This is a genomic window from Thermosphaera aggregans, from assembly GCF_014962245.1.
Taxonomy (GTDB): domain Archaea; phylum Thermoproteota; class Thermoprotei_A; order Sulfolobales; family Desulfurococcaceae; genus Thermosphaera; species Thermosphaera chiliense.
Genome location: NZ_CP063144.1, coordinates 816,147 through 834,987 on the forward strand (window position 1 = coordinate 816,147; position 18,841 = coordinate 834,987).

Sequence of the window (18,841 nt, forward strand, 5' to 3'; positions counted from 1 at the left end):
ATGTGAAAACCAATATTCTGATAGGTATCTTCATCGTTCTAATAATAATATCTGGAGCAATCGGATACATTGTCGGGCAACAGACAGGGGCACCAGTTCAACAATATACGCCTCCAGAGAAAATAAAGGCGGCATGGATATATGTAGGGCCTATTGGAGATGCTGGATGGACATTCATGCATGACATAGGGAGGAAATATGTTGAAACAGTATTCGATGAATGGCTTGACACCACTTACGTGGAGAGTGTAACACCTGACAAGATTGTGTCTACAGTGGACGACCTTGTTTCGAAAGGATATAATGTAATATTCACCACATCGTTCGACTTCATGGATGCCACTATAGAGGCTGCCAAGAAGTATCCCAATGTTATGTTCTTCCACTGCTCAGGCTATAGAAGAGCCCCCAATGTTGGAACATATTTCGCAGACCTCTACGAGGTGTACTACTTAAACGGGCTGATGGCCGGAGCCCTCACTCAAACAGGCCAGATAGGATACGTTGCAGCATACCTCATCCCAGAAGTAGTTAGGCACATTAACGCGTTCGCGATTGGCGCAAAAGAAGTAGGGGATTCCTTAGGCAAGAATGTGACTGTTCACGTTATCGAGATTGGTTCATGGTATGATCCAACCAAGGCTAGACAAGCTGCTAGCACGTTGAAAACACGTTATAATGTGGATGTGTTAGCCTTCACTGAGGATTCCAGCGCTGTAATCGAATATGGTGAGGAGAACGCGGTACATGTTTTCAGCCACTATGGACCTATGGCGCGGTACGGTCCCACATACACGGTCAGCGGACAGATTGTGAGATGGGAGGTCATCTATGCAGACATACTTGTGAAAATAAAGGCAGGTGTGTTAACACCGTATAATTTGAATAAGGTTGACTACTGGTACTTGTTGAGCTCTGGCGCTGTAGACCTGGGCGGAGATATAGGCGACGATGGAAGACCCGTATTGATAAACCCGAGATATGAGCCCATACTGAAAGGAATAACGGTGACGGACAAGTTAACGGGAGAGAGAGTCAGTGTTTACGATCTAGTCATGAGGAGATACTGGCAGATGAGAGGAGCGTTTGCAGTGATACCATTCCAATTCTCCAACGAGACCCATAAGTACGAGAACCTCTTGACAATCACGATGAACTGGGGAGGCAAGATAGGGTCGAAGCCATACCCCATAGCCTCAGAGTACGACCCGTTCACAGGCCCGTTAACAGGATACTGCCTTACGGACAATCCGCTATCTACATGGTGTATTGGTAAGGCACCAGGTGACACAGTCAGCATTCCAGCAGGGCTGAGGCTGGGTCACGACGATCTCTGGAACATGGACTTCTTCATGAGCTGGGTAGTTAAGCAGGGCTAGCCATCCCACACCAATAGATTTTTTATCCCTACTTTTCCATAATCCTCCTACAAATCCAGTAAATAAGTAGGAGAGGGTAGGCTATAGTGGGTTCTCAACAACTAGAGCTAGTGTTAAAGGATATAACGAAAACATTCCCTGGCGGTGTCATTGCCCTACAAGATGTGTCAATGAAGCTGAAAAACGGGGAATTCATAGCCTTGTTAGGGGAGAACGGCGCCGGCAAGTCAACATTAATGAAAATCCTCTACGGGATATACACTCCGGACAAGGGCTCCATAATACTTAACGACGAGGAGTTATCGATAAGGAAGCCCTCGGACGCTATCAGAAGAGGTATTATAATGGTCTCTCAGAGCCCGCAACTCATAGACAGGTTGACTGTGGCAGAGAACCTCACCCTTGGCCTGGAAAACGTTAAGCCGTTTGCAGGGTTCTCAAGGGCAAGCATCATGATAAAAGAATATAGCATGAAAGTGGGTGTTAAGATCAAGCCCGATGACAAGGTCTGGTCTCTTACATACACTCAGAAACAGCTTGTTGAGATTGTCAGGGCACTGGTATTAGGCGCTAAGATACTGATTCTTGATGAAGCGTTAACGTATCTCCCACTAGAGGAGCGTAAGAAATTCTACGTGTTCCTTCAAGAATTCAAGAGAAAGGGAGGAGCCGTAGTTGTTATAACGCATAAGATACCTGAGGCCCTTGAAGTAGCTGACAGGATAGTTGTCCTTAGAAAGGGCAGGGTTTCAGGGGAGCTCACGAGGGAGGAGGCCACTCTGGAAAAGGTGAGAGAGTTGATGTTTGCTGAGGCGGCTAGGGAGATAACCTATGAGAGACTTCCCAGCTCGGTCAAAGGTGAGAGACCAGTGATTAAGGCCGAGGATTTGTGGGTACAGGGAGATTTCGGCGTTCCCGCTGTTAAAGGTGTGAGTATAGAGGTCAAAGAGGGTGAGGTTGCTGGAATAGCTGGAGTCGTAGGAAATGGTCAGAGGGAACTGTTAGAAGCGTTGATCGGTCTTAGAAGAATCGATAAGGGACGGGTTCACATAGATGGTGTAGATGTCACTAACAAGGGGATTGGAAACATAAGAAACATGGGAGTAGGCTTCATCCCCGATCTACCCCTGAGATACGGCGTCTCACAGGACAATAATATAATAGAAAACATCGCGGTATTATTCCATAGAGAAAAATTCGTCATCGACTGGGATAGAGTACAAGGGTTGACACGCGATATTATTAAGACTTTTAAAATACTAACCCCCAGCGAGTTCTACCCCGTTAAAATACTCTCAGGAGGAAACTTGATGAAGGTGGTTGTGGGAAGAGAGTTGAATTATAGTAGAAGAGCCCTGATAGCGTATAATCCTACTAGAGCCCTTGACGAGATAACCGCGGTTCAGGTTAGGAGAATTATCAAGGATAAAGCCATGAATGAAAGAATTGCGGTTATATTCGCTAGTGAGGACCTAGACGAGGTTTATCAGTTAAGCGACACTATATATGTAATGAATAGCGGTAAGATACATGGCCCATTCGACCCTGAAACCACTCCGAGAGATGAGATTGAAAGGTTAATGGTGATGTAGGAATGATCAGGATTGTGGTTCTAAGAAGGACCCGTCCATTAAAACATGGAAAATTAACCACGATTACTCTATCACTGGTTGCCGGTATACTCCTTTACACATTCATATTAGCGGCTATAGGCGTGAGCCCATTGCTCACGTTATCAATAATCTCTTCATCATTCATCTCAAGCGGGGTTATCAAAGACTTTATTGTGTTAACCGTGCTGGGATACGCCCTGCTCGTCGCCTTCAAGGGATCGCTGTGGAATATTGGGGCTGAGGGGCAATTCTACATGGGTGCTGTCCCAGTAATATATCTAACAACTGTAGCGTTCTACACGATGGGGAGCGTTTCCATTGCTCAATCCATCCTAGTAATAACAGGCTCGGTGATTCTAGCAATAGTATTTGGAGCATTATGGGGCGCTATTGCAGGGGCTATTAAAGCTTATGCAGGAGTTGACGAGGTCCCGGTTACTCTTATTCTGAACTATATCGCGTACTACCTGGTCAATATATTGATTCTTGGACCGTTTCAAGGGAAATACGTGTACGGTTATAAGAGAACAGATTTAATTCCCGAGGCATACCAGCTGGGGATAAAAATACAGCTGGCATCGACAGGCAACCCTATTATTGACGGCGTGCTCTCATATGTTAGGGAGATGATAATATTTGGATGGTGGCTTCTGGGCTTAGCAATGGTTGTCTTCCTAGTGTGGTGGTTCTTTAACAAGACTTCACTGGGGTTGAAGGTGAAGGTTCTAGGGTCGAATCCCGACTACCTCGTGACTGCTGGATGGGATGTCAAGAAGGTCACGATTGCCACATTCGCGATCTCAGGCGCAATAGTTGGCTTCATGTCAGCTCTTTACCTGTTAGGCTACCTTTTGAGACTAGAGTACCCCATAGAGGGTCAGACGGCTGGGTACGGGTATCTAGCAATACTTGTAGCATGGCTCTCACTGCTAGACATCACTCTCGTTCCAGTGTCTGCATACATAATATCTAGCCTCACTAATGCGGGGATTGCTCAGAGCTCTTCCCCGGAGGTTAAGCAATTTCTCACACAAGCAGGGTTTGCAGGAGCAGAGCTATCCTTTAGATGGGTGATGATCGGTTCAATCCTTCTAACCTATTCGGTGTTAAGATTCCTCTCAGACTATGAGGTGAGGGTGATCAGGAAATGAATGGGTTGGAAAGTATATTAGGGGTCATAGAAGGTGTTGGAGCAGCGTTCATAACATTCTATCTCGTAGCACTCGGCCACAGCATATTTGAGAAAGCGGGTCTGTTAGACCTGGCTATAGACGGGATCTTCTTCATGTCTACAGGCGCAGCCGTCCTCGGTGCCGTGGTGTTCGGCAACCCAATAGCTGGTAGTTTAATAGCCGCGCTCATAGCATCACTGTTCGGGCTACTGATGGCTTACCTGCTGACGACCCTGCCCATCAGCCATGGAGCAGTGGGGCTGTCACTGCAGTTCCTGGGTTACGGGCTGGGGATAGTGTTAGGGTATCCTGTCAGACAGCAGGTTGGCGCTCTCTACGCTTTCTGTTACTCTCACGAAGCACTGCTTGAAATATCAGCGGTCGCACTTCTCCTAGGGCTCCTTACATACTATTTAATTGAGAAGACAAAATTAGGTGCTGCTATCAGGGCGTCAGGCGAGAGTCCTCATGCAGCATCAGCTCTTGGCGTCAATGTCTTGACAACACGTTTAGTGGCGGCCGCCATCGGCTTCGCGATAGTGGGTTTCGGAGCCTCCTTCTTCCCCCTGCTTTGGCAGAGGTACTGGGATATCAAAGTCTACACACTGGGTTATGGTTGGCTCGCGTTCACGATAGCCTTGGCAGCTGGTAGGCATCCAATATTCCTAATACCGATGGCGTTCCTGTTCGGAGGCCTTGTAGAGTATAGTGTTACGATCCAATCTCTGCTGAAACTGCCGGCCGACGTTGCAAAGCTCATACCGTTCATGGGAGCGCTTGGAGCAATGCTGGCATACAGCTTCACCAGGCTTGGGAGAATATTCGCCTCTCCACAGAGCCTCGGCAAAATATATTACAAGGAAGAAAAAACAGTGTAATCCTTTTTTCTTCTCTTTCTTCTCCTCCCTCTTAACTAATTCACAATTGTTGACGAGAGATTACTTTCTAAAAACCTCGAGATAGGCTAGGGCCGTTTCCCTGCCTAGAAGAGATATGAATGGCGCCGCCCTTGGACCGTTTTCCTTACCTATGAACAATTTGTAGAAGAACTTGTAGTATTCGTTAACCTCATGAGGTGTCAGCTCCTTCGTCGAATCAACCATGGCGTTTTTAATTCTCTCCTCGCTCCAATCCTCTAATTCTTCAAGATTTCTCAATAATTTCTTGAAAACAGCAATGTATTTTTCAGGAATGTTTCCGATTTGAGAGGGGGTTGGAGGATTTGCCAGGTTGAAGACCATGTTTTCAGGGCCGTATTTTCCAACCCATCTAGCAGCTTTTTCAAGTGTTTCCATTATTCTCTTAATCCCGAAATCCGTGGGGTTGGCCGGTAAATGTCCGCTTGCCTGCAGTCTTTTCACAACTTCTGTAGACCACTTGTCTCTTGGTAGGATCTGGGAGATTATTGCTAGATGCGTGTAAGGAACTTGCTCAGGGGGTTGGCTTGGCGGGGGCTCTCTAGGATAGCTTAACTCATAGCTTCTTTTCAGCACCACTTCTTCCTCGACATCCTTGGCTTTTTCCAAGCCGTAAAATATTTTCTCGGCCCTGTAGTATTGGGAGTAGTACTGAGGTATCTCGTGCAAGCTTACACTATACTTCTTCATTGGAGGAGTTCTCAAGACAATAAACCTGTAAATATGGGGGTGTGCCACCTCAACCCAGTCCTTTGGGGTGAAGCCGAGGAAGTCGCTGCTACCCATGTCAACCTCGCTTCCATCTGGCCGGCGTAATGCAACCCATTCATAAGGTAGTCCGAAAGGCGGCTTCAACCCGTAAACATTAACTGCGAGGTCAACACAGCTGTCCCTGCTACCCCCGGGCATCGCGTGGTCTTTCCCGTAAGGCTCGAAATCAACTCCTAGACCCCACCAAACAGCAACCCATTCTATTCTCCACATTAATTTCCCATCGGTGATGCTTGTTCTACCTTTAAACCCGCAGTGCTCACACACGTATTCAACAGTGTCGTCATCGCTTACTTTAACAGTCTCCGTCGTGTCAATCCTGCCGCAGTTTCCGCAGACCGGTTCTACCGGTATCCAGGATTCATCATAAGGCTTCCGCCCCCTGTATTTGTTGACAACCTTCCTCACGTCATCCCTTTTCGCAATCGTCTCCTTTATGAAAGGTGTTAGTATTTTTTGATACATCTCCGTAGTAGTGACAACCTCGATATTACCATCCGTGAAATCCTTGATGAAGGGTCCGAAATCGCTCCAGTAATGCTCAACCCAGTTAGCATGGCAGCCTAAGGGATCTGGGACTTTTATCAGTGGCCATCCTTTAAACCTTTTAGCCTCATCCGGGTTGGGGAAAGCGTTAAGCTGTGCTTGCTTCCCTTTCCACGCATCCTGGGTGTACAGGGTAAGGTATTGTTTTATCTTTAAACCTCGTGCTGCCAGGATTTTCCTAAGGGTTTCCGTTATGATGATCTCTCCTCTAAGTCTTCCAACGTGTTGCAACCCGGATACTGATAATCCCCCGTTGAACACGTAGACCTCTTTCCCTCTTTTCAACAGGTCCTCGTAAACCTGATCAGCAAGCTCATCAATCCAGTGTTTCACACTGCTCATAAAACCCGCCTTACCGTTGAATATGAGCTATAGCTATTTATTTAACTTTATCCTTTCTAAATAACCCTGTAGTGAGGTAGCGTGAGGAGGGAATTACTGGTTTTCATAATGCTAGGGCTCGTATCGCTTTTCGCGGACATTACCTATGAGGGAGCGGCATCCATCAGGGGTAGCTACCTGTATTTGATCGGCGCCACAGCCTTGATCGCAGGGTTTCTCAGGATTGGGGAGATAATCAACTACTTAACCAGGTTTCTCAGCGGCTTAATAGGAGATTACTATAGGAGCTCGAGGGTTTTATGGATGCTGGTGATATCAGGCTACGCTATCAACGTGGTGGCCATACCCCTCCTCGCTTTCGCACGAAGGTGGGAGCTGGTTCTCGCCCTAGTCATTCTCGAAAGGGTTGGGAAAGGCCTCAGGGCTCCTGCCAGGGATGTTATTCTTTCCGAGATAACGGAAAGCGTTGGGAAAGGCCTGGGATTCGGGATACATGAATTCCTTGATCAAATCGGCGCTTTCACAGGTCCTTTGTTAGCTTCGCTAATACTCCTGAATACGGGCGGAGACTACGGGCTTGTGTTTATAGCTCTTGGTGTGCCAGGACTCGTAGCGGTTGGACTAGTCCTGTCATCAATGATGCTTCATCCCTCTCTGAAAGCATTCTCCTCTCCTCCTAAAAGACTCGGTTTCAAAGGACTTGGGAAAGCATTCTACATCTACGTAGCCGGGTTGATGCTAATGTCCCTCGGCCTCTTGAGCTGGGATATATTCACCTACACGGTGAAATCAAACAATGTTGCAGGCGATGAAATAATACCGCTTTTCTACACCGTAGCGATGCTGGTTGACGGGCTGGTGGCGATTCCGGTAGGGGCATTGTATGATAAAATAGGTTATGCAAGCATACTCGTAGCACCTATCACACTGGCGGGTTCGGTGTTTTTCCTCCAGCCCAGTATTGAATCCTTATTCATATATGCCGGGATATGGGGTTTTGTAATGGGGGTTTTCGAAACCAATGTTAGGGTAGCTGTTTCAGACCTTGTAAACCCGTCTCAACGCTCTCTAGGCTACGGTGTTTTCGGACTGTTCTATGGCTTATCTTTAATGCTAGGAGGTGTTGTGCAGGGCATTGCATACACGATAGGTATGGAGTTCTTGAGAAGCCTTGTCGTGGTATCTGAAGCGATCTCCGTGATTCTATTGCTTTACTTGATCATTCCTTCGAGGAGAACCTGAGATTTTTAATAACTAATTTTAACCATTTTAACAATTTATGTCTACCTAGGTGTTAGTGTTGATTACTCAGGAAAAGAAGGATTTTCTGGAATGGATGCGAAGCGTTGAGGGCAAGTGGCAGAGGAAGTGGAAGGAGGCAGGTGTTTTCGAGCCCAAGGTTGAAGAGGGAAGGGTTAAATACTTCTTAACCGTTCCCTACCCCTATACTAACGGGCCGCTTCACATAGGGCATGGGAGAACATACACAATCGGGGACATTATAGCACGGTTCAAAAGGCTGACCGGTCATAATGTCTTGTTCCCAATGGCTTTCCATATAACCGGCACCCCGATCATTGCAATATCCGAGAGAATTGCGAAGAAGGATGCGAAAACCCTTGACATGTACAGGTCTTACATATCCTACTACGTTGAGGATCGTGAGAAGATCGAGGAGATTCTGGAATCCTTTAAAGACCCGTTAAGGCTTGCCACTTTCTTTGCTGAAAAAGTCCAGGCAGACTTTGAAGCACTCGGCTACAGCATTGACTGGCGTAGAAAGTTCCACACGGGCGAGCCAATCTACAATGCTTTCGTAACATGGCAGTACGAGAGGCTTAGACAGCTGGACGTGGTGGGAAAGGGAGAGCACATCGTCACCTATTGCCTGCTCCACAAGCAGCCTGAAGGAGAAGACGATATTCAAGACGCTGACGTGAACCCTGTTGAGGTACTAGAATATACCGCTATCAAGTTTAAGCTTGAAGGAAGCGATATATCCCTGCTGGCGTCAACGCTAAGGCCTGAAACACTTCTCGGCGCCACTAACATGTGGGTTAACCCGGAAGCAGACTACGCAATCGTGGAGTTTAAAGGAGAGAAGTTATTGGTCTCTAAGAAAGCATGGGTGAAGCTGACACACCAGTATGTTGAACCCGATATGAGAGTAGTCGGGGAGTTAAAGGGTGCAGAATTAGTAGGCAAAACCGTTGAAACCCCTCTGGGCCAAAAACTCCTGATCCTCCCCGCTAGCTTCGTCGACCCTGATAACGCCACGGGCATTGTTTACTCGGAGCCCAGTGACGCCCCATACGATTACGTTGCGTTAGTCGAGTTAAAAGCGAATCCACGCGTTCTCGAACCATACGGGATAAATCCAAGGGTGGTTGAGACCATAAATCCCGTGAAAATAATAGACGTGCCCGGGGTATCCGATCACCATGCTAAAGTCGTTGTCGAAAAATACGGGATTACAAGCCAGCTTGACGAGAAGCTCGAGGAAGCCACTAGGGAGGTTTACAAGCAACAGTTCTACAGTGGCAAATTAATTGTCGACGACCCGGATTTCAAAGGGCTCAGCGTGCCTGAAGCACGGGAGAAGATGAAAGTGAAACTGATCTCGGAAGGGAAAGCACTTGTTTTCTACGAGTTAAACAGGAAAGCATTCTGCAGAGGCGGTGGCGAAATAATTGTTGCGAAGATCAAGGATCAATGGTTCATAGACTACGGCACACCATGGTGGAAGGACAGGACGAGAAAGCTGATAAATGAGAAGCTTGAAATAATACCGTCCAAGTATAAGAAAGCTTTCCAGGATGTTCTGGAATGGGTTGAAAAAAGACCTTGTGCAAGAAAGAGAGGGCTTGGCACGAAACTGCCATGGGAGCCAGAGTGGATTATTGAAAGTCTCAGCGACTCCACTATTTACATGGCATTCTACACTATTGTCCACAAAATAAGAGAGTACAACATCCCGCCTGAGAAGTTGACCCCTGAATTATTCAACTATGTCTTTCTTGGAGAGGGAAGTGCCGTGGAGGTAAGTGAGAAGACAGGCATCCCTGTTAAGGTCGTGGATGAGATGAGGAACGAGTTTAACTATTGGTACCCGGTTGATCACAGGCATACGGGTATACCCCACATAAGCAATCACTTAACCTTCTACCTCTTCCACCACACCGCAATATTTCCTGAGGACAAGTGGCCGCGCATAATTTCTTTGAACGAGACCGTGATAAGGGAAGGCGCCAAGATGTCTAAGAGTAAGGGGAATGTGATACCGTTAAGAGACATTGCGAAAATATACTCAGCAGACCTGTTCAGATTCTACATCGCGAGCGCCGCCAGCCTTGAGAGCGTCTTGGACTGGAGGGAGAAGGAGATAGAGCTGGTTTTAGACGGGCTCTACAGGTTCACCAACATCATGATGCAATCAAGAAACGTCAATGGAGAGTTGCCCAGCGACTACTATGGGAGATGGTTTGCAAGCAAGTTCAGAAGGATAATCTCGGATGCGAAGAAATCAATGGAAGCTTTGGAAATAAGGGATTATGTTCAGACTACCTTCTACCAAGTAATGAACCTTCTCGAGCAATACAGGGATCTTGTTGGAGAGGATTATTTGAAAGCAGTGAAATACGTGTCAAAAGATTGGTTGATAATGCTAAACCCTGTAATCCCTCACTTAACGGAGGAGTTGAATGAACTGTTAGGAGGTAGCGAATTCCTCAGCACATCTGAATGGCCAAGAAGTGACAAGTATCCGGAAGATGAGGAGTCCGAGATACTTGTGGACTCTCTCTTCTCACTGGTAGAGGATGTTAGGAAGATCCTGGAAGTTTTGAAGAAGCCCGCGTCCAGGGCAGTGTTCATTGTGGCTCCCGAGTGGAAGAGGGAGGCGCTGAGGCTATATCGTGAGAAAAAAGGAATCAAAACCATCATTGAGGAGTTGAAGAGCAAGTATAACTTAAGGGGTCGGGAACTGGAGATTGTTGAAGTAGTTCAGATGTTCAACAAGAATCCAAGCGAAGAAGTGTTTAAGACATCTAGTAAAAAAGAGTATGAGGTATTGGAATACTCTGTGAAGTTTCTCGAGAAGAAAACCGGGTTGAAAATCGAAATACTCTGGGAAGATGAGGCAAGGGCGAGGGGGATTCCACGGAGCGAGAAAGCCCAGCCTTTAAAGCCGGCGATATACGTAGATTAACCTGACCTGTTTTTAAAATATTATTTAAGGAGGATCGGTTTGCCTAACACGGAAAACATGGATAAGGTTATAGCTAAGACGGGATTGCCTTTTCCTTCGGAAGTATCCAGTATTGTGTTAAACGAAAAGCTATTCGTGAGGTCGTATATTAAGACTCTTTCAGGCAAGGGTATTGTATTCGAGGATGTTAGGGCAGCTTTTAATAACAAGGAATATGCGGAGAAGATCGCTGTCATTTTGAAGAAGAATGGGTTGAAGAAGGACGTGCTTGAGCAGCATGGGTTAACAGGGCTTTTTGTCAGTGTTCCATCCGGGTTAAAGCTGGAGGCCCCGCTTTACTATTGTTTCATATTGGAATCCCCTGGGTTCTATCAGAAAATTTTGAATATTATTCAAATAGAGGATGGTGCTCAGGTTACCTTAGCTAAGGGATGCGCGGCGATTCCCGAGGAGGGAGCGCACTCGGCTCTGACGCTGATAGATATCGGCAGGGATTGTGACGTAACCAGTATAATGGTTCACAACTGGAGGTCTAAAGTAAAAGTAGGGGCGAAGACTAGTGTTAAGGTTGGGCGGGGATCAGTTTTCAGGGAGTATTATGTTAAGCTTACACCTGTAGACTCGATAACACTGACTAGCGAGGTTGACGCTTACGAGAAATCAAGGGTTGAGATCTATTCTTCAACCATAGGGCATAGGAAATCCCGCGTGCTCCACAATACTCGTGTGAGGTTGAGAGGAAGCGGTTCCTCTGCGATAGTTAACGTGAGGAGCGTTGCTCATGATCAATCATTCATGAAGCACGACATTGTGTTGGAAGCATTATCTGGGGAGACAAAAGGGCATGTTGAGTGCACTGGTTTACTACTGGGTGACGCAGTGTTTGAAACAACGCCTTCGTTGAAATCTGCTTCAATGGATTCTGAATTAACTCATGAGGCAAGCCTTGGCAAGATAAAGAGCGACGAGGTTTTCTATCTGATGACGAGGGGATTGAGCGAGGAGGAGGCTACGAGGTTGATAGTTGTTGGATTTCTCTCACAGGTTTATGAGAAGTTGCCTAGGCAGCTTAAGGAGTACTTGTTATCAATAACGAGAATGTTTGTTTCCAAGACTCTTTAAAATCCTACTCCTCATTAATTTTAATCTGAAAGGGGGATTGTTTAAATGCGAACGATTCTTCTGAGAAATATTAAAATCCCTGTCGGCAACGAGTTGGTAGAGGGCTCCATTCTCGTGGAGGACGGTGTTATCAAAGCTATTTCTAAAAAGACTTTTGAAGCGGATGAAGTCGTAGAGGGGAGTGGATTAACCGCTGTGCCTGGAGGAATAGATGTTCACGCACATGTTTACGACCCGGAGAACCCTGAGCACGAGGATTGGCGTTCAGGTAGCCTTGCGGCCGCCTACGGGGGGATCACGACCCTGATTGATATGCCTCTAAGAGTATTTGTTGATAAACCCCAGGTTGCCCTAGAGAAAATCCAGGCAGCGAGAAGGGATTCCTACGTTAACTTCGGGTTGACCGGTGGATTCCTCAACGAGCAGAACTACGGTGCTATTGAAGAATTGGTGAGACTCGGTGTTAAAACGTTCAAAATTTTTACATGCAGGCCTTTCCAAGCATCTGAGAAAGGATTGGCCAGGATTTTTGAAAAGGCAGCAGAGAAAGATGTAGTGGTAATAGCGCATGCTGAGGATGAGGGGCTTCTCGAATTGCTCGAGAGCAAGTACAGGGTGATGAATGATGTGTTGTCTTATCATTCAAGCAGGAGCCCCGGGGCTGAGGCGGCAGCAATCTTTAAGCTCGGGTATTACTCGTTGGAGACAGGGGCTCGTCTTCACATAGCACACTTATCGAGTAAAGAAGGAGTGGAAGCGTTGGCTTTCCTGAAAAGCAGGAATCTTAAAATAACGGCCGAGACTTGCCCGCACTACTTGTTTTTCACAAGGGAGGATAGTAAGGTGCATGGTACATTTCTCAAAATGGCGCCCACGCTCAAGACGAGTATTGATCGTGAGGCTTTGTGGAGCGCGCTTGAGAAAGGTATTGTGGAAGTATACGCAAGTGATAACGCACCCTCCCCCAGGAGTCTTAAAGAGAGAGACGTTTGGTCTGCCTGGGGAGGAATCCCTAATTTAGAAATAATGGGGCCCTTCTTGTTCACACATGGGGTTTTGAAGAACAAGATAAGCCTGCAAACCTACATCAGCGTCTTCGCCAGAAACCCGGCTAAGCTGCTAGGGCTTTACCCTCTCCTCGGTGAAATCTCGGTCGGAAGTCTCGCCGACATCGTCGTCTTAAACACTAGGGAGCCGAGGCTTATCTCTTGGAAAACACATCATCACAAGGTTGACTGGACGCCTTGGGAGGGTTTAAGCTTTTATGGTCACCCATACCATGTCATGGTTCACGGCGAGTTGATTATTGAGAGGGGAGAGATTGTTGGAAAGCCTGGGACAGGTATATATGTTGGAGAACTGGGGAGGTAGGGGATAAATGCCTGATCCCTTGATAATATTCATATCATACTTCACCCAGCTACTAGCTATAATGAATCCTTTCTCAGCAATACCAAGCTTTATCTCGCTAACGGAAGGATTGTCTCACCGTGATAGAGTGGGCATTGTCAGGAAGGCTTATCTAGCAGGGCTGTTCATCCTGGTAACGTTTACCTTAGTAGGCAAGTACCTTCTCGACGCTTTTGATGTTTCAATACCCGGCTTAAGAGTGGGAGGAGGTATCATACTGTTAACAATAGCCCTGGACATGCTTGGAGAAATGCCTAGGACGAAGCAGGTTAACCCAGGCGATATAGCAGTTGTCCCTATCGCAACTCCTCTCATTATAGGCCCCGGTACAATAACAACAGTGCTCCTGCTCACTTCAAGCGATCCATCATTCTTCAACATTATGATGGTGTTCATTTCAGGCATTGTTGCATGCACGGTGACTTTTGCGATACTCATGGTTAGCGACAAGCTGGTCGCCTACCTGAAAGTCTCAACAGTTAGGGCCATAGGCAGGTTCATGGCGCTCATTATCGCAGGAGTTGCGGTGGAAATGATAGCTAAGGGTGTTTACCAGTATTACGTCCAGTTTTTTATGGAGTAACTATTCCTTCATTTCCACGCAAACGTCTACTCCGTACTGTGTTTTTAAGGTTTTCTTAAGTTTTGAAACCTTCTCCACCATATCCTTACCTCCTTTAACAAGGATGTCACCGTGGAATTTTGTGTGAGAAAGCCTTCTAAGCCTAATAGCCTCTATCTTCAACCCGAGGTCTTCAGCTTCCTTCACAACCTCCTCATATATGTTCAAAGGAGGTGCTGTGTCAACCATTATTTCCACGAGACCTTTACCGTTGTTTAATAGTTCGTAAAATATGAACCCGGTGAGCAACAAGGCTCCTGAGAAATCGATTAGGTATGAGTAGAGAGCACCTCCGATGGTTGCAACAATCCCGACACTTGATTCAATGAACTCGCTCGCGGTGAACTCACCGTACACTCGTAGCGATGAAGACATTTTTCTCGAAAGCAGTACAGGGGGCAGGTAGGCTATGATTGATGCCACAGCCAGGTAGAAAGCCTCTATCCCTACACTGTAATCTCTAAGGGAGGATAGCCTGGCTACCGACACTCCTGCTGCGAAAGAATACGCAAGCATTGTCACCAACACTCCTACATACTCGAATCGTTCATGCCCGAAATGGTGGTCTGAGTCTGCCGGCATCATGGTTGCACGCTTAAAGTATAGCACAACGAAGAGCGCTAGGAGATTCGCGAAACTTGTTAAAGCATCAACGAATAAGGTGTTGCTACCGAAGAACAAGCCTCCAATTATTTTGAGCAAGCCTCCTGCAATACTTCCAAGCACGATAAGCACTACATCCCTGTTCATTAACACCCACCTTGAAAGAATTAAGTATTGGTTAGAAATAAATTAAGTAATCGGTGATGAAGAACCCTGGGATAAAGATGATCAGTGATTAAGTCCCGCATAGCTGAAATCACTTAAAACTATACTTCTGTCAACGTTACGTTTTTATTTTACCTTGAAATCATTCTAAATTGTGGTGAAAACATGGTCCAATACAGGGTGAAGATAGAGCCTCGTGAAAACTGTATCTCAGACATGGTGTGCGTGTCAATATGTCCAGACGTGTTTGAGATGAATCCTGACGATAACAAATCTCAAATTGTTGAGAAGTACAGGGAGGGCGGCAACATAGCTGTTGGAGTTATCCCTGAGGAATTAGCTACCTGCGCCCAGGACGCGGCTAACGCGTGCCCTGTCCAAATCATTTTGCTGGAGAAGATTTAGTTTTTTTATTTAAACACCTTACATCTTTAAATTGCTATGGTGTTTTAAATGGATACTGCTCTAAAGCATGCATTTGAGATTTCTCAGAGAATATTGATTAACAGTGTGAAATACCCTACCATCCTAGGAGACTCGTACGAGGAGATAGTTAACTACTATGCTGATGAATTATCGAAATACGGGATCCACACAACGATTCATCGAGTACCGAGAGAATATTGTGAAAAAGTACTATCTAGGCAGTTCAACCCTGAAAAACCTAGATACATTCTGATCGCTCGCATAGGGAGCGGTGAAAAGGTTTTACAGTTCAATGGACACTACGATGTAGTAGCGGCTGGAGGAGGCTGGTTGGCAGACCCGTTCAACCCCGTGGTCACGGATGGTAAGGTTTATGGGCGTGGAACAACGGACATGAAGGCTGGTATAGCAGCCTTCCTTGCAACTATGATATATTTCGCCACCATCAGTAAAGAACCGGATATCATAGTTGAAGGAGCTGTCGTGCCGGACGAGGAGATTGGAGGGGCGACAGGCACAGGTTACTTGGTTAACGAGCTTGGAAGCAGGCCTGATTTCGCAGTGATAGCTGAGCCCTCAGGCCCTGGAAACATCTACATTGGACATAGGGGTAATGTTTGGGCGATGATTAGGGTTCGCGGGAAACAAGCACACGGTTCAACCCCGTGGCTTGGTGAAAACGCTTTCGAGAAAATGATTGTTCTCGCAGACTATATCGTGAGAAAGTACAAGCCGGTGCTGGAGGCTAAGAAAAGCTCCTTTAAATATGAGGATCCCCGGGCGTCATCCCCGACTATTACCTTGGGTGGAAAGCTGGAAGCCCCTGGCTCTATCAACATTGTCCCGGGTCAAGTAGGATTCAGCATTGATAGAAGGTTGATTGTTGAGGAGAGAGCTGATCAGGTCATTGAGGAGATCAAAGGTTTCATTGAATCAGCCTCCAAAGAATTAGGAGTGGATAGCGAGGTTGAGATTGTCGAGCACTCCAACCCTGTTTACGTTGAAGAGAATCATCCATATGTCAATACTCTGGCTCAAGCGGTAAAGGAGACCCTAGGCGTTGAACCATCTCGAACAATTTGCGTTGGAGGTTTAGACTTAAAATACTACTTGGCCAAGGGAATACCGGCTGTAGCATATGGTCCCGGAGAAGTAAACACGGCTCACAAGGCTAACGAGTACGTTACCTTAGAGAGCTTGTATAACGCTTTAAGGGTCTACGTTAAACTGGTTGAATTTTTCAAGTAAAATTTTTATTCCAAAGAGGTTTTTGTATTGAAGTATATTGAGGAAATAAGCAACAAGTACACGAGAAGGATAGGCCTCCTATATCGTTCAATCTTGTTCGTGGAAGATTTTATCGAGGATGCAGAGTGCGAGAACGTTTATGTCGAACCCTTGAATGAAACATTACTGATAAATCCCGTGAACTGTGCTGGCGAAGTCGACAATTCCGTAAACCATTATTCTAGTATTTATGAACTTAACGTCCGGATTTCACCTGTTAATAGAAGTTTCAAAGAGCTTTACATGGACATAGTTAAACTTTACGCGGAGGGGTTGAGACCGGTAATTAGAAGCAAGCTCTCCTTGACTATTGAAAACAGGCTTGAATACTTCATGGGCGTTACTCCGAAAGGAGTAGGGTTCCTGCTGGAGGGAGATGTTGAGAAGGTGAGAATTCCATGGGTAAATACTGTTTTAACCGTGCACACACATCCGGAGGAACACCCCTTCCCAAGCTTGACTGATTTAGAAACCATGGTGGGATCGTTCACTTCAAGAGGCATTGCCCACGGGATTGAAGCCTATACTGCCGGGTTAATTATTTACAGGGTGAAACCTATCACGCTTGAAGAGCTCCTTTTCATCAAAAACATTAAAAAGAAGAATCCATTTTCTTATCTTAATGAACTAGGTAAGGTGGATTCAATAAGGATTGCGTACCTTTAGAATAGGTGCTGGAAATGTCGTTTAGAATATTTATAGCGAACAGGGGAGAGATCGCTATTAGAATTGCTAGGACTGCTTTGGAAAACGGTTTTGTCCCAATAGGAGTGTACACTAAGGAGGATGAGCAGTCTCTTCATAGAAAATACTTAAAGGAGGATAGAGAGGTTTCAAGCTATCTCGACATTGAGGAAATTGTTGAAGCAGCTCAGGAGTTAGGGGCTGACGCCGTCCACCCTGGCTACGGTTTCTTAAGCGAAAACCCTGAGTTCGCCAGGGAGGTGGCGAGGAGGAACATAGCCTTCATCGGGCCATCTCCCTCAGCGATGGAGCTTTCAGGCGACAAGCTCAAGGCTAAAGAGGTTGCAAGCAAGCTTGGAATACCTACTCTTCCATGGATGATTGTGAAGGATGAAAAAGACGTTTTAGAATTCGCGAGAGAACACGGGTTTCCAATACTCATAAAGGCTGTTGGCGGCGGGGGAGGGAAGGGGATTAGATTATTGAGGGAGAATGACGACGTGGGAAAGAACATTGAGATTGCTTCGAAAGAAGCCGAGAAGGCTTTTAAAGATCCTAGGATCTATGTTGAACCATTCATCGAGAATGTGAAGCATATAGAGGTTCAAATCCTGGGCGATGGAGAGAATATTGTTCACTTATTCGAAAGAGAATGCAGTGTTCAAAGACGCTTCCAGAAAATCGTTGAAGAAGCTCCAAGCCCGTTTTTAAACAGCGCTGAAAGAGACTTGATAACTCAGCACGCGGTGGAGCTTGCTACCGCTATAAGATACAGCAATGCTGGAACCGTTGAAATGTTGTTCGACGTGGGTTCTAGGAAACACTATTTTATGGAGGTTAATGCGAGACTGCAGGTTGAACATCCTGTGACTGAGATGATTACTGGTTTAGACATAGTTTTGAAGCAGATAGAGATAACGATGTACAAGGTTCTAGATTTGAAGCAATCCAGTATTTCAATGCGGGGGCACGCTATTGAAGCTAGAATTTACGCTGAAAACCCTCTCCAAGAGGAGCCATCAACAGGCGTGGTCAAGTATTACAGGGAGCCCTCGGGACCAGGCGTCAGGGTTGACTCATCCATTGAGACCGGATCCAAGGTCTCCGCGGAGTTCGACCCTATGATTGCCAAGCTAATTGTATGGGGGCCTGATAGGAGAACAGCTCTTCTCCGATTGGAGAGGGGGTTGAAGGAATTTATCATAGATGGATTGTTAACCAATATTCCCCTGGTGAGAGAAATCATTAAGCATGAAGAATTCGTAAAAGGGGTCTACACCACTAAGTTCTACTCTCAGAACATTAATTTGTTCAGACGAGAGCTTGAGAAAAGAATTAGGGAGGAGGCACTGCTGGTTACAGGCCTCCAGGAGCTTGCAGGGAAAGATGTTAGGAAACTCATCGAGCCTTCAAAGAAACTAGCAGAGCAGCATGCGGAAAGCATTGATAAGTTGAAAAGGAAAGCATGGTATTACTATGTTTCCACAAGAGAAAGGCTAAGGAAGAGATAGAGCAATCCTTCTTAAGTGTTTCAAAAATATTGATGCATATGTTTACTACGTACAAAACTTTTAT

At 46.1% G+C, this 18,841-nt stretch carries 15 protein-coding genes; 13 read left to right on the top strand and 2 right to left on the bottom strand.

Annotation, left to right across the window (positions count from 1 at the left end; all coding sequences use genetic code 11):
• Positions 1–2: 2 nt before the first annotated feature.
• The 4 genes from IMZ38_RS04780 (at position 3) to IMZ38_RS04795 (ending at position 5,042) form a co-directional block, all read left to right on the top strand.
• Entirely contained in the window at positions 3–1,379 is a 1,377-nt protein-coding gene (locus tag IMZ38_RS04780; RefSeq protein WP_193435767.1) for a BMP family ABC transporter substrate-binding protein, read from the top strand.
• Positions 1,380–1,465: 86 nt separating this feature from the next.
• Positions 1,466–2,971, top strand: a complete 1,506-nt coding sequence (locus IMZ38_RS04785) for an ABC transporter ATP-binding protein (RefSeq protein WP_193435768.1) — start codon at positions 1,466–1,468, stop codon at positions 2,969–2,971.
• Positions 2,972–2,973: 2 nt separating this feature from the next.
• A complete protein-coding gene (locus IMZ38_RS04790; protein ID WP_193435769.1) occupies positions 2,974–4,143 on the top strand; it encodes an ABC transporter permease in 1,170 nt (389 codons plus the stop codon).
• Positions 4,140–5,042, top strand: a complete 903-nt coding sequence (locus IMZ38_RS04795) for an ABC transporter permease subunit (protein WP_193435770.1) — start codon at positions 4,140–4,142, stop codon at positions 5,040–5,042. Before IMZ38_RS04790 ends, IMZ38_RS04795 begins: the two co-directional genes overlap by 4 nt.
• 60 nt (positions 5,043–5,102) lie before the next feature.
• On the opposite strand, the gene lysS is transcribed toward IMZ38_RS04795, so the two are convergent.
• Positions 5,103–6,740, bottom strand: a complete 1,638-nt coding sequence (gene lysS / locus IMZ38_RS04800) for a lysine--tRNA ligase (protein WP_193435771.1) — start codon at positions 6,738–6,740, stop codon at positions 5,103–5,105.
• 81 nt (positions 6,741–6,821) lie between these two features.
• On the opposite strand from lysS, the gene IMZ38_RS04805 reads away from it, so the two are divergent.
• Genes IMZ38_RS04805 through IMZ38_RS04825 form a run of 5 tightly spaced genes read left to right on the top strand, consistent with a single transcriptional unit; the run spans position 6,822 to position 14,062 of the window.
• The gene (locus IMZ38_RS04805; RefSeq protein ID WP_193435772.1) at positions 6,822–7,982 is read left to right on the top strand and encodes an MFS transporter; all 1,161 of its coding nucleotides are present in this window, start codon (positions 6,822–6,824) and stop codon (positions 7,980–7,982) included.
• Between the two features lie 55 nt (positions 7,983–8,037).
• The gene (leuS, locus tag IMZ38_RS04810) at positions 8,038–10,947 is read left to right on the top strand and encodes a leucine--tRNA ligase (RefSeq protein ID WP_319637033.1); all 2,910 of its coding nucleotides are present in this window, start codon (positions 8,038–8,040) and stop codon (positions 10,945–10,947) included.
• A 39-nt stretch (positions 10,948–10,986) separates the two neighbouring features.
• Positions 10,987–12,069, top strand: a complete 1,083-nt coding sequence (locus tag IMZ38_RS04815) for a SufD family Fe-S cluster assembly protein (protein ID WP_193435773.1) — start codon at positions 10,987–10,989, stop codon at positions 12,067–12,069.
• A 45-nt stretch (positions 12,070–12,114) separates the two neighbouring features.
• Positions 12,115–13,440, top strand: coding sequence for a dihydroorotase (locus IMZ38_RS04820; protein WP_193435774.1), 1,326 nt, complete (start codon positions 12,115–12,117; stop codon positions 13,438–13,440).
• Positions 13,441–13,447: 7 nt separating this feature from the next.
• Positions 13,448–14,062 (top strand): MarC family protein, encoded by a 615-nt coding sequence (locus tag IMZ38_RS04825; protein WP_193435775.1) that lies wholly within the window; start codon positions 13,448–13,450, stop codon positions 14,060–14,062.
• Here IMZ38_RS04825 and IMZ38_RS04830 read toward each other — a convergent pair whose 3' ends face one another.
• The gene (locus IMZ38_RS04830) at positions 14,063–14,851 is read right to left on the bottom strand and encodes a cation diffusion facilitator family transporter (protein ID WP_193435776.1); all 789 of its coding nucleotides are present in this window, start codon (positions 14,849–14,851) and stop codon (positions 14,063–14,065) included.
• A 183-nt stretch (positions 14,852–15,034) separates the two neighbouring features.
• Between IMZ38_RS04830 and IMZ38_RS04835 the strand changes: the two genes are divergently transcribed.
• Genes IMZ38_RS04835 through IMZ38_RS04850 form a run of 4 tightly spaced genes read left to right on the top strand, consistent with a single transcriptional unit; the run spans position 15,035 to position 18,777 of the window.
• Positions 15,035–15,274: a ferredoxin gene (locus IMZ38_RS04835; protein WP_193435777.1), complete on the top strand. Its 240-nt coding sequence runs from the start codon at positions 15,035–15,037 to the stop codon at positions 15,272–15,274.
• A gap of 48 nt (positions 15,275–15,322) precedes the next feature.
• The gene (locus IMZ38_RS04840) at positions 15,323–16,543 is read left to right on the top strand and encodes a M20 family metallopeptidase (RefSeq protein WP_193435778.1); all 1,221 of its coding nucleotides are present in this window, start codon (positions 15,323–15,325) and stop codon (positions 16,541–16,543) included.
• A 27-nt stretch (positions 16,544–16,570) separates the two neighbouring features.
• Positions 16,571–17,248, top strand: a complete 678-nt coding sequence (locus tag IMZ38_RS04845) for a hypothetical protein (RefSeq protein ID WP_193435779.1) — start codon at positions 16,571–16,573, stop codon at positions 17,246–17,248.
• A 14-nt stretch (positions 17,249–17,262) separates the two neighbouring features.
• Entirely contained in the window at positions 17,263–18,777 is a 1,515-nt protein-coding gene (locus tag IMZ38_RS04850; protein ID WP_193435780.1) for an acetyl-CoA carboxylase biotin carboxylase subunit, read from the top strand.
• The last annotated feature ends 64 nt before the right edge of the window (positions 18,778–18,841 follow it).

Excerpts from the sequence above, each read along its gene's own strand:
- IMZ38_RS04840 (WP_193435778.1), top strand. The coding sequence starts at position 15,323 with ATGGATACTGCTCTAAAGCATGCATTTGAGATTTCTCAGAGAATATTG.
- IMZ38_RS04830 (WP_193435776.1), bottom strand. The coding sequence starts at position 14,851 with ATGAACAGGGATGTAGTGCTTATCGTGCTTGGAAGTATTGCAGGAGGC.
- IMZ38_RS04820 (WP_193435774.1), top strand. The coding sequence starts at position 12,115 with ATGCGAACGATTCTTCTGAGAAATATTAAAATCCCTGTCGGCAACGAG.
- IMZ38_RS04795 (WP_193435770.1), top strand. The coding sequence starts at position 4,140 with ATGAATGGGTTGGAAAGTATATTAGGGGTCATAGAAGGTGTTGGAGCA.
- IMZ38_RS04790 (WP_193435769.1), top strand. The coding sequence starts at position 2,974 with ATGATCAGGATTGTGGTTCTAAGAAGGACCCGTCCATTAAAACATGGA.
- IMZ38_RS04835 (WP_193435777.1), top strand. The coding sequence starts at position 15,035 with ATGGTCCAATACAGGGTGAAGATAGAGCCTCGTGAAAACTGTATCTCA.
- IMZ38_RS04850 (WP_193435780.1), top strand. The coding sequence starts at position 17,263 with ATGTCGTTTAGAATATTTATAGCGAACAGGGGAGAGATCGCTATTAGA.
- lysS (WP_193435771.1), bottom strand. The coding sequence starts at position 6,740 with ATGAGCAGTGTGAAACACTGGATTGATGAGCTTGCTGATCAGGTTTAC.
- IMZ38_RS04825 (WP_193435775.1), top strand. The coding sequence starts at position 13,448 with ATGCCTGATCCCTTGATAATATTCATATCATACTTCACCCAGCTACTA.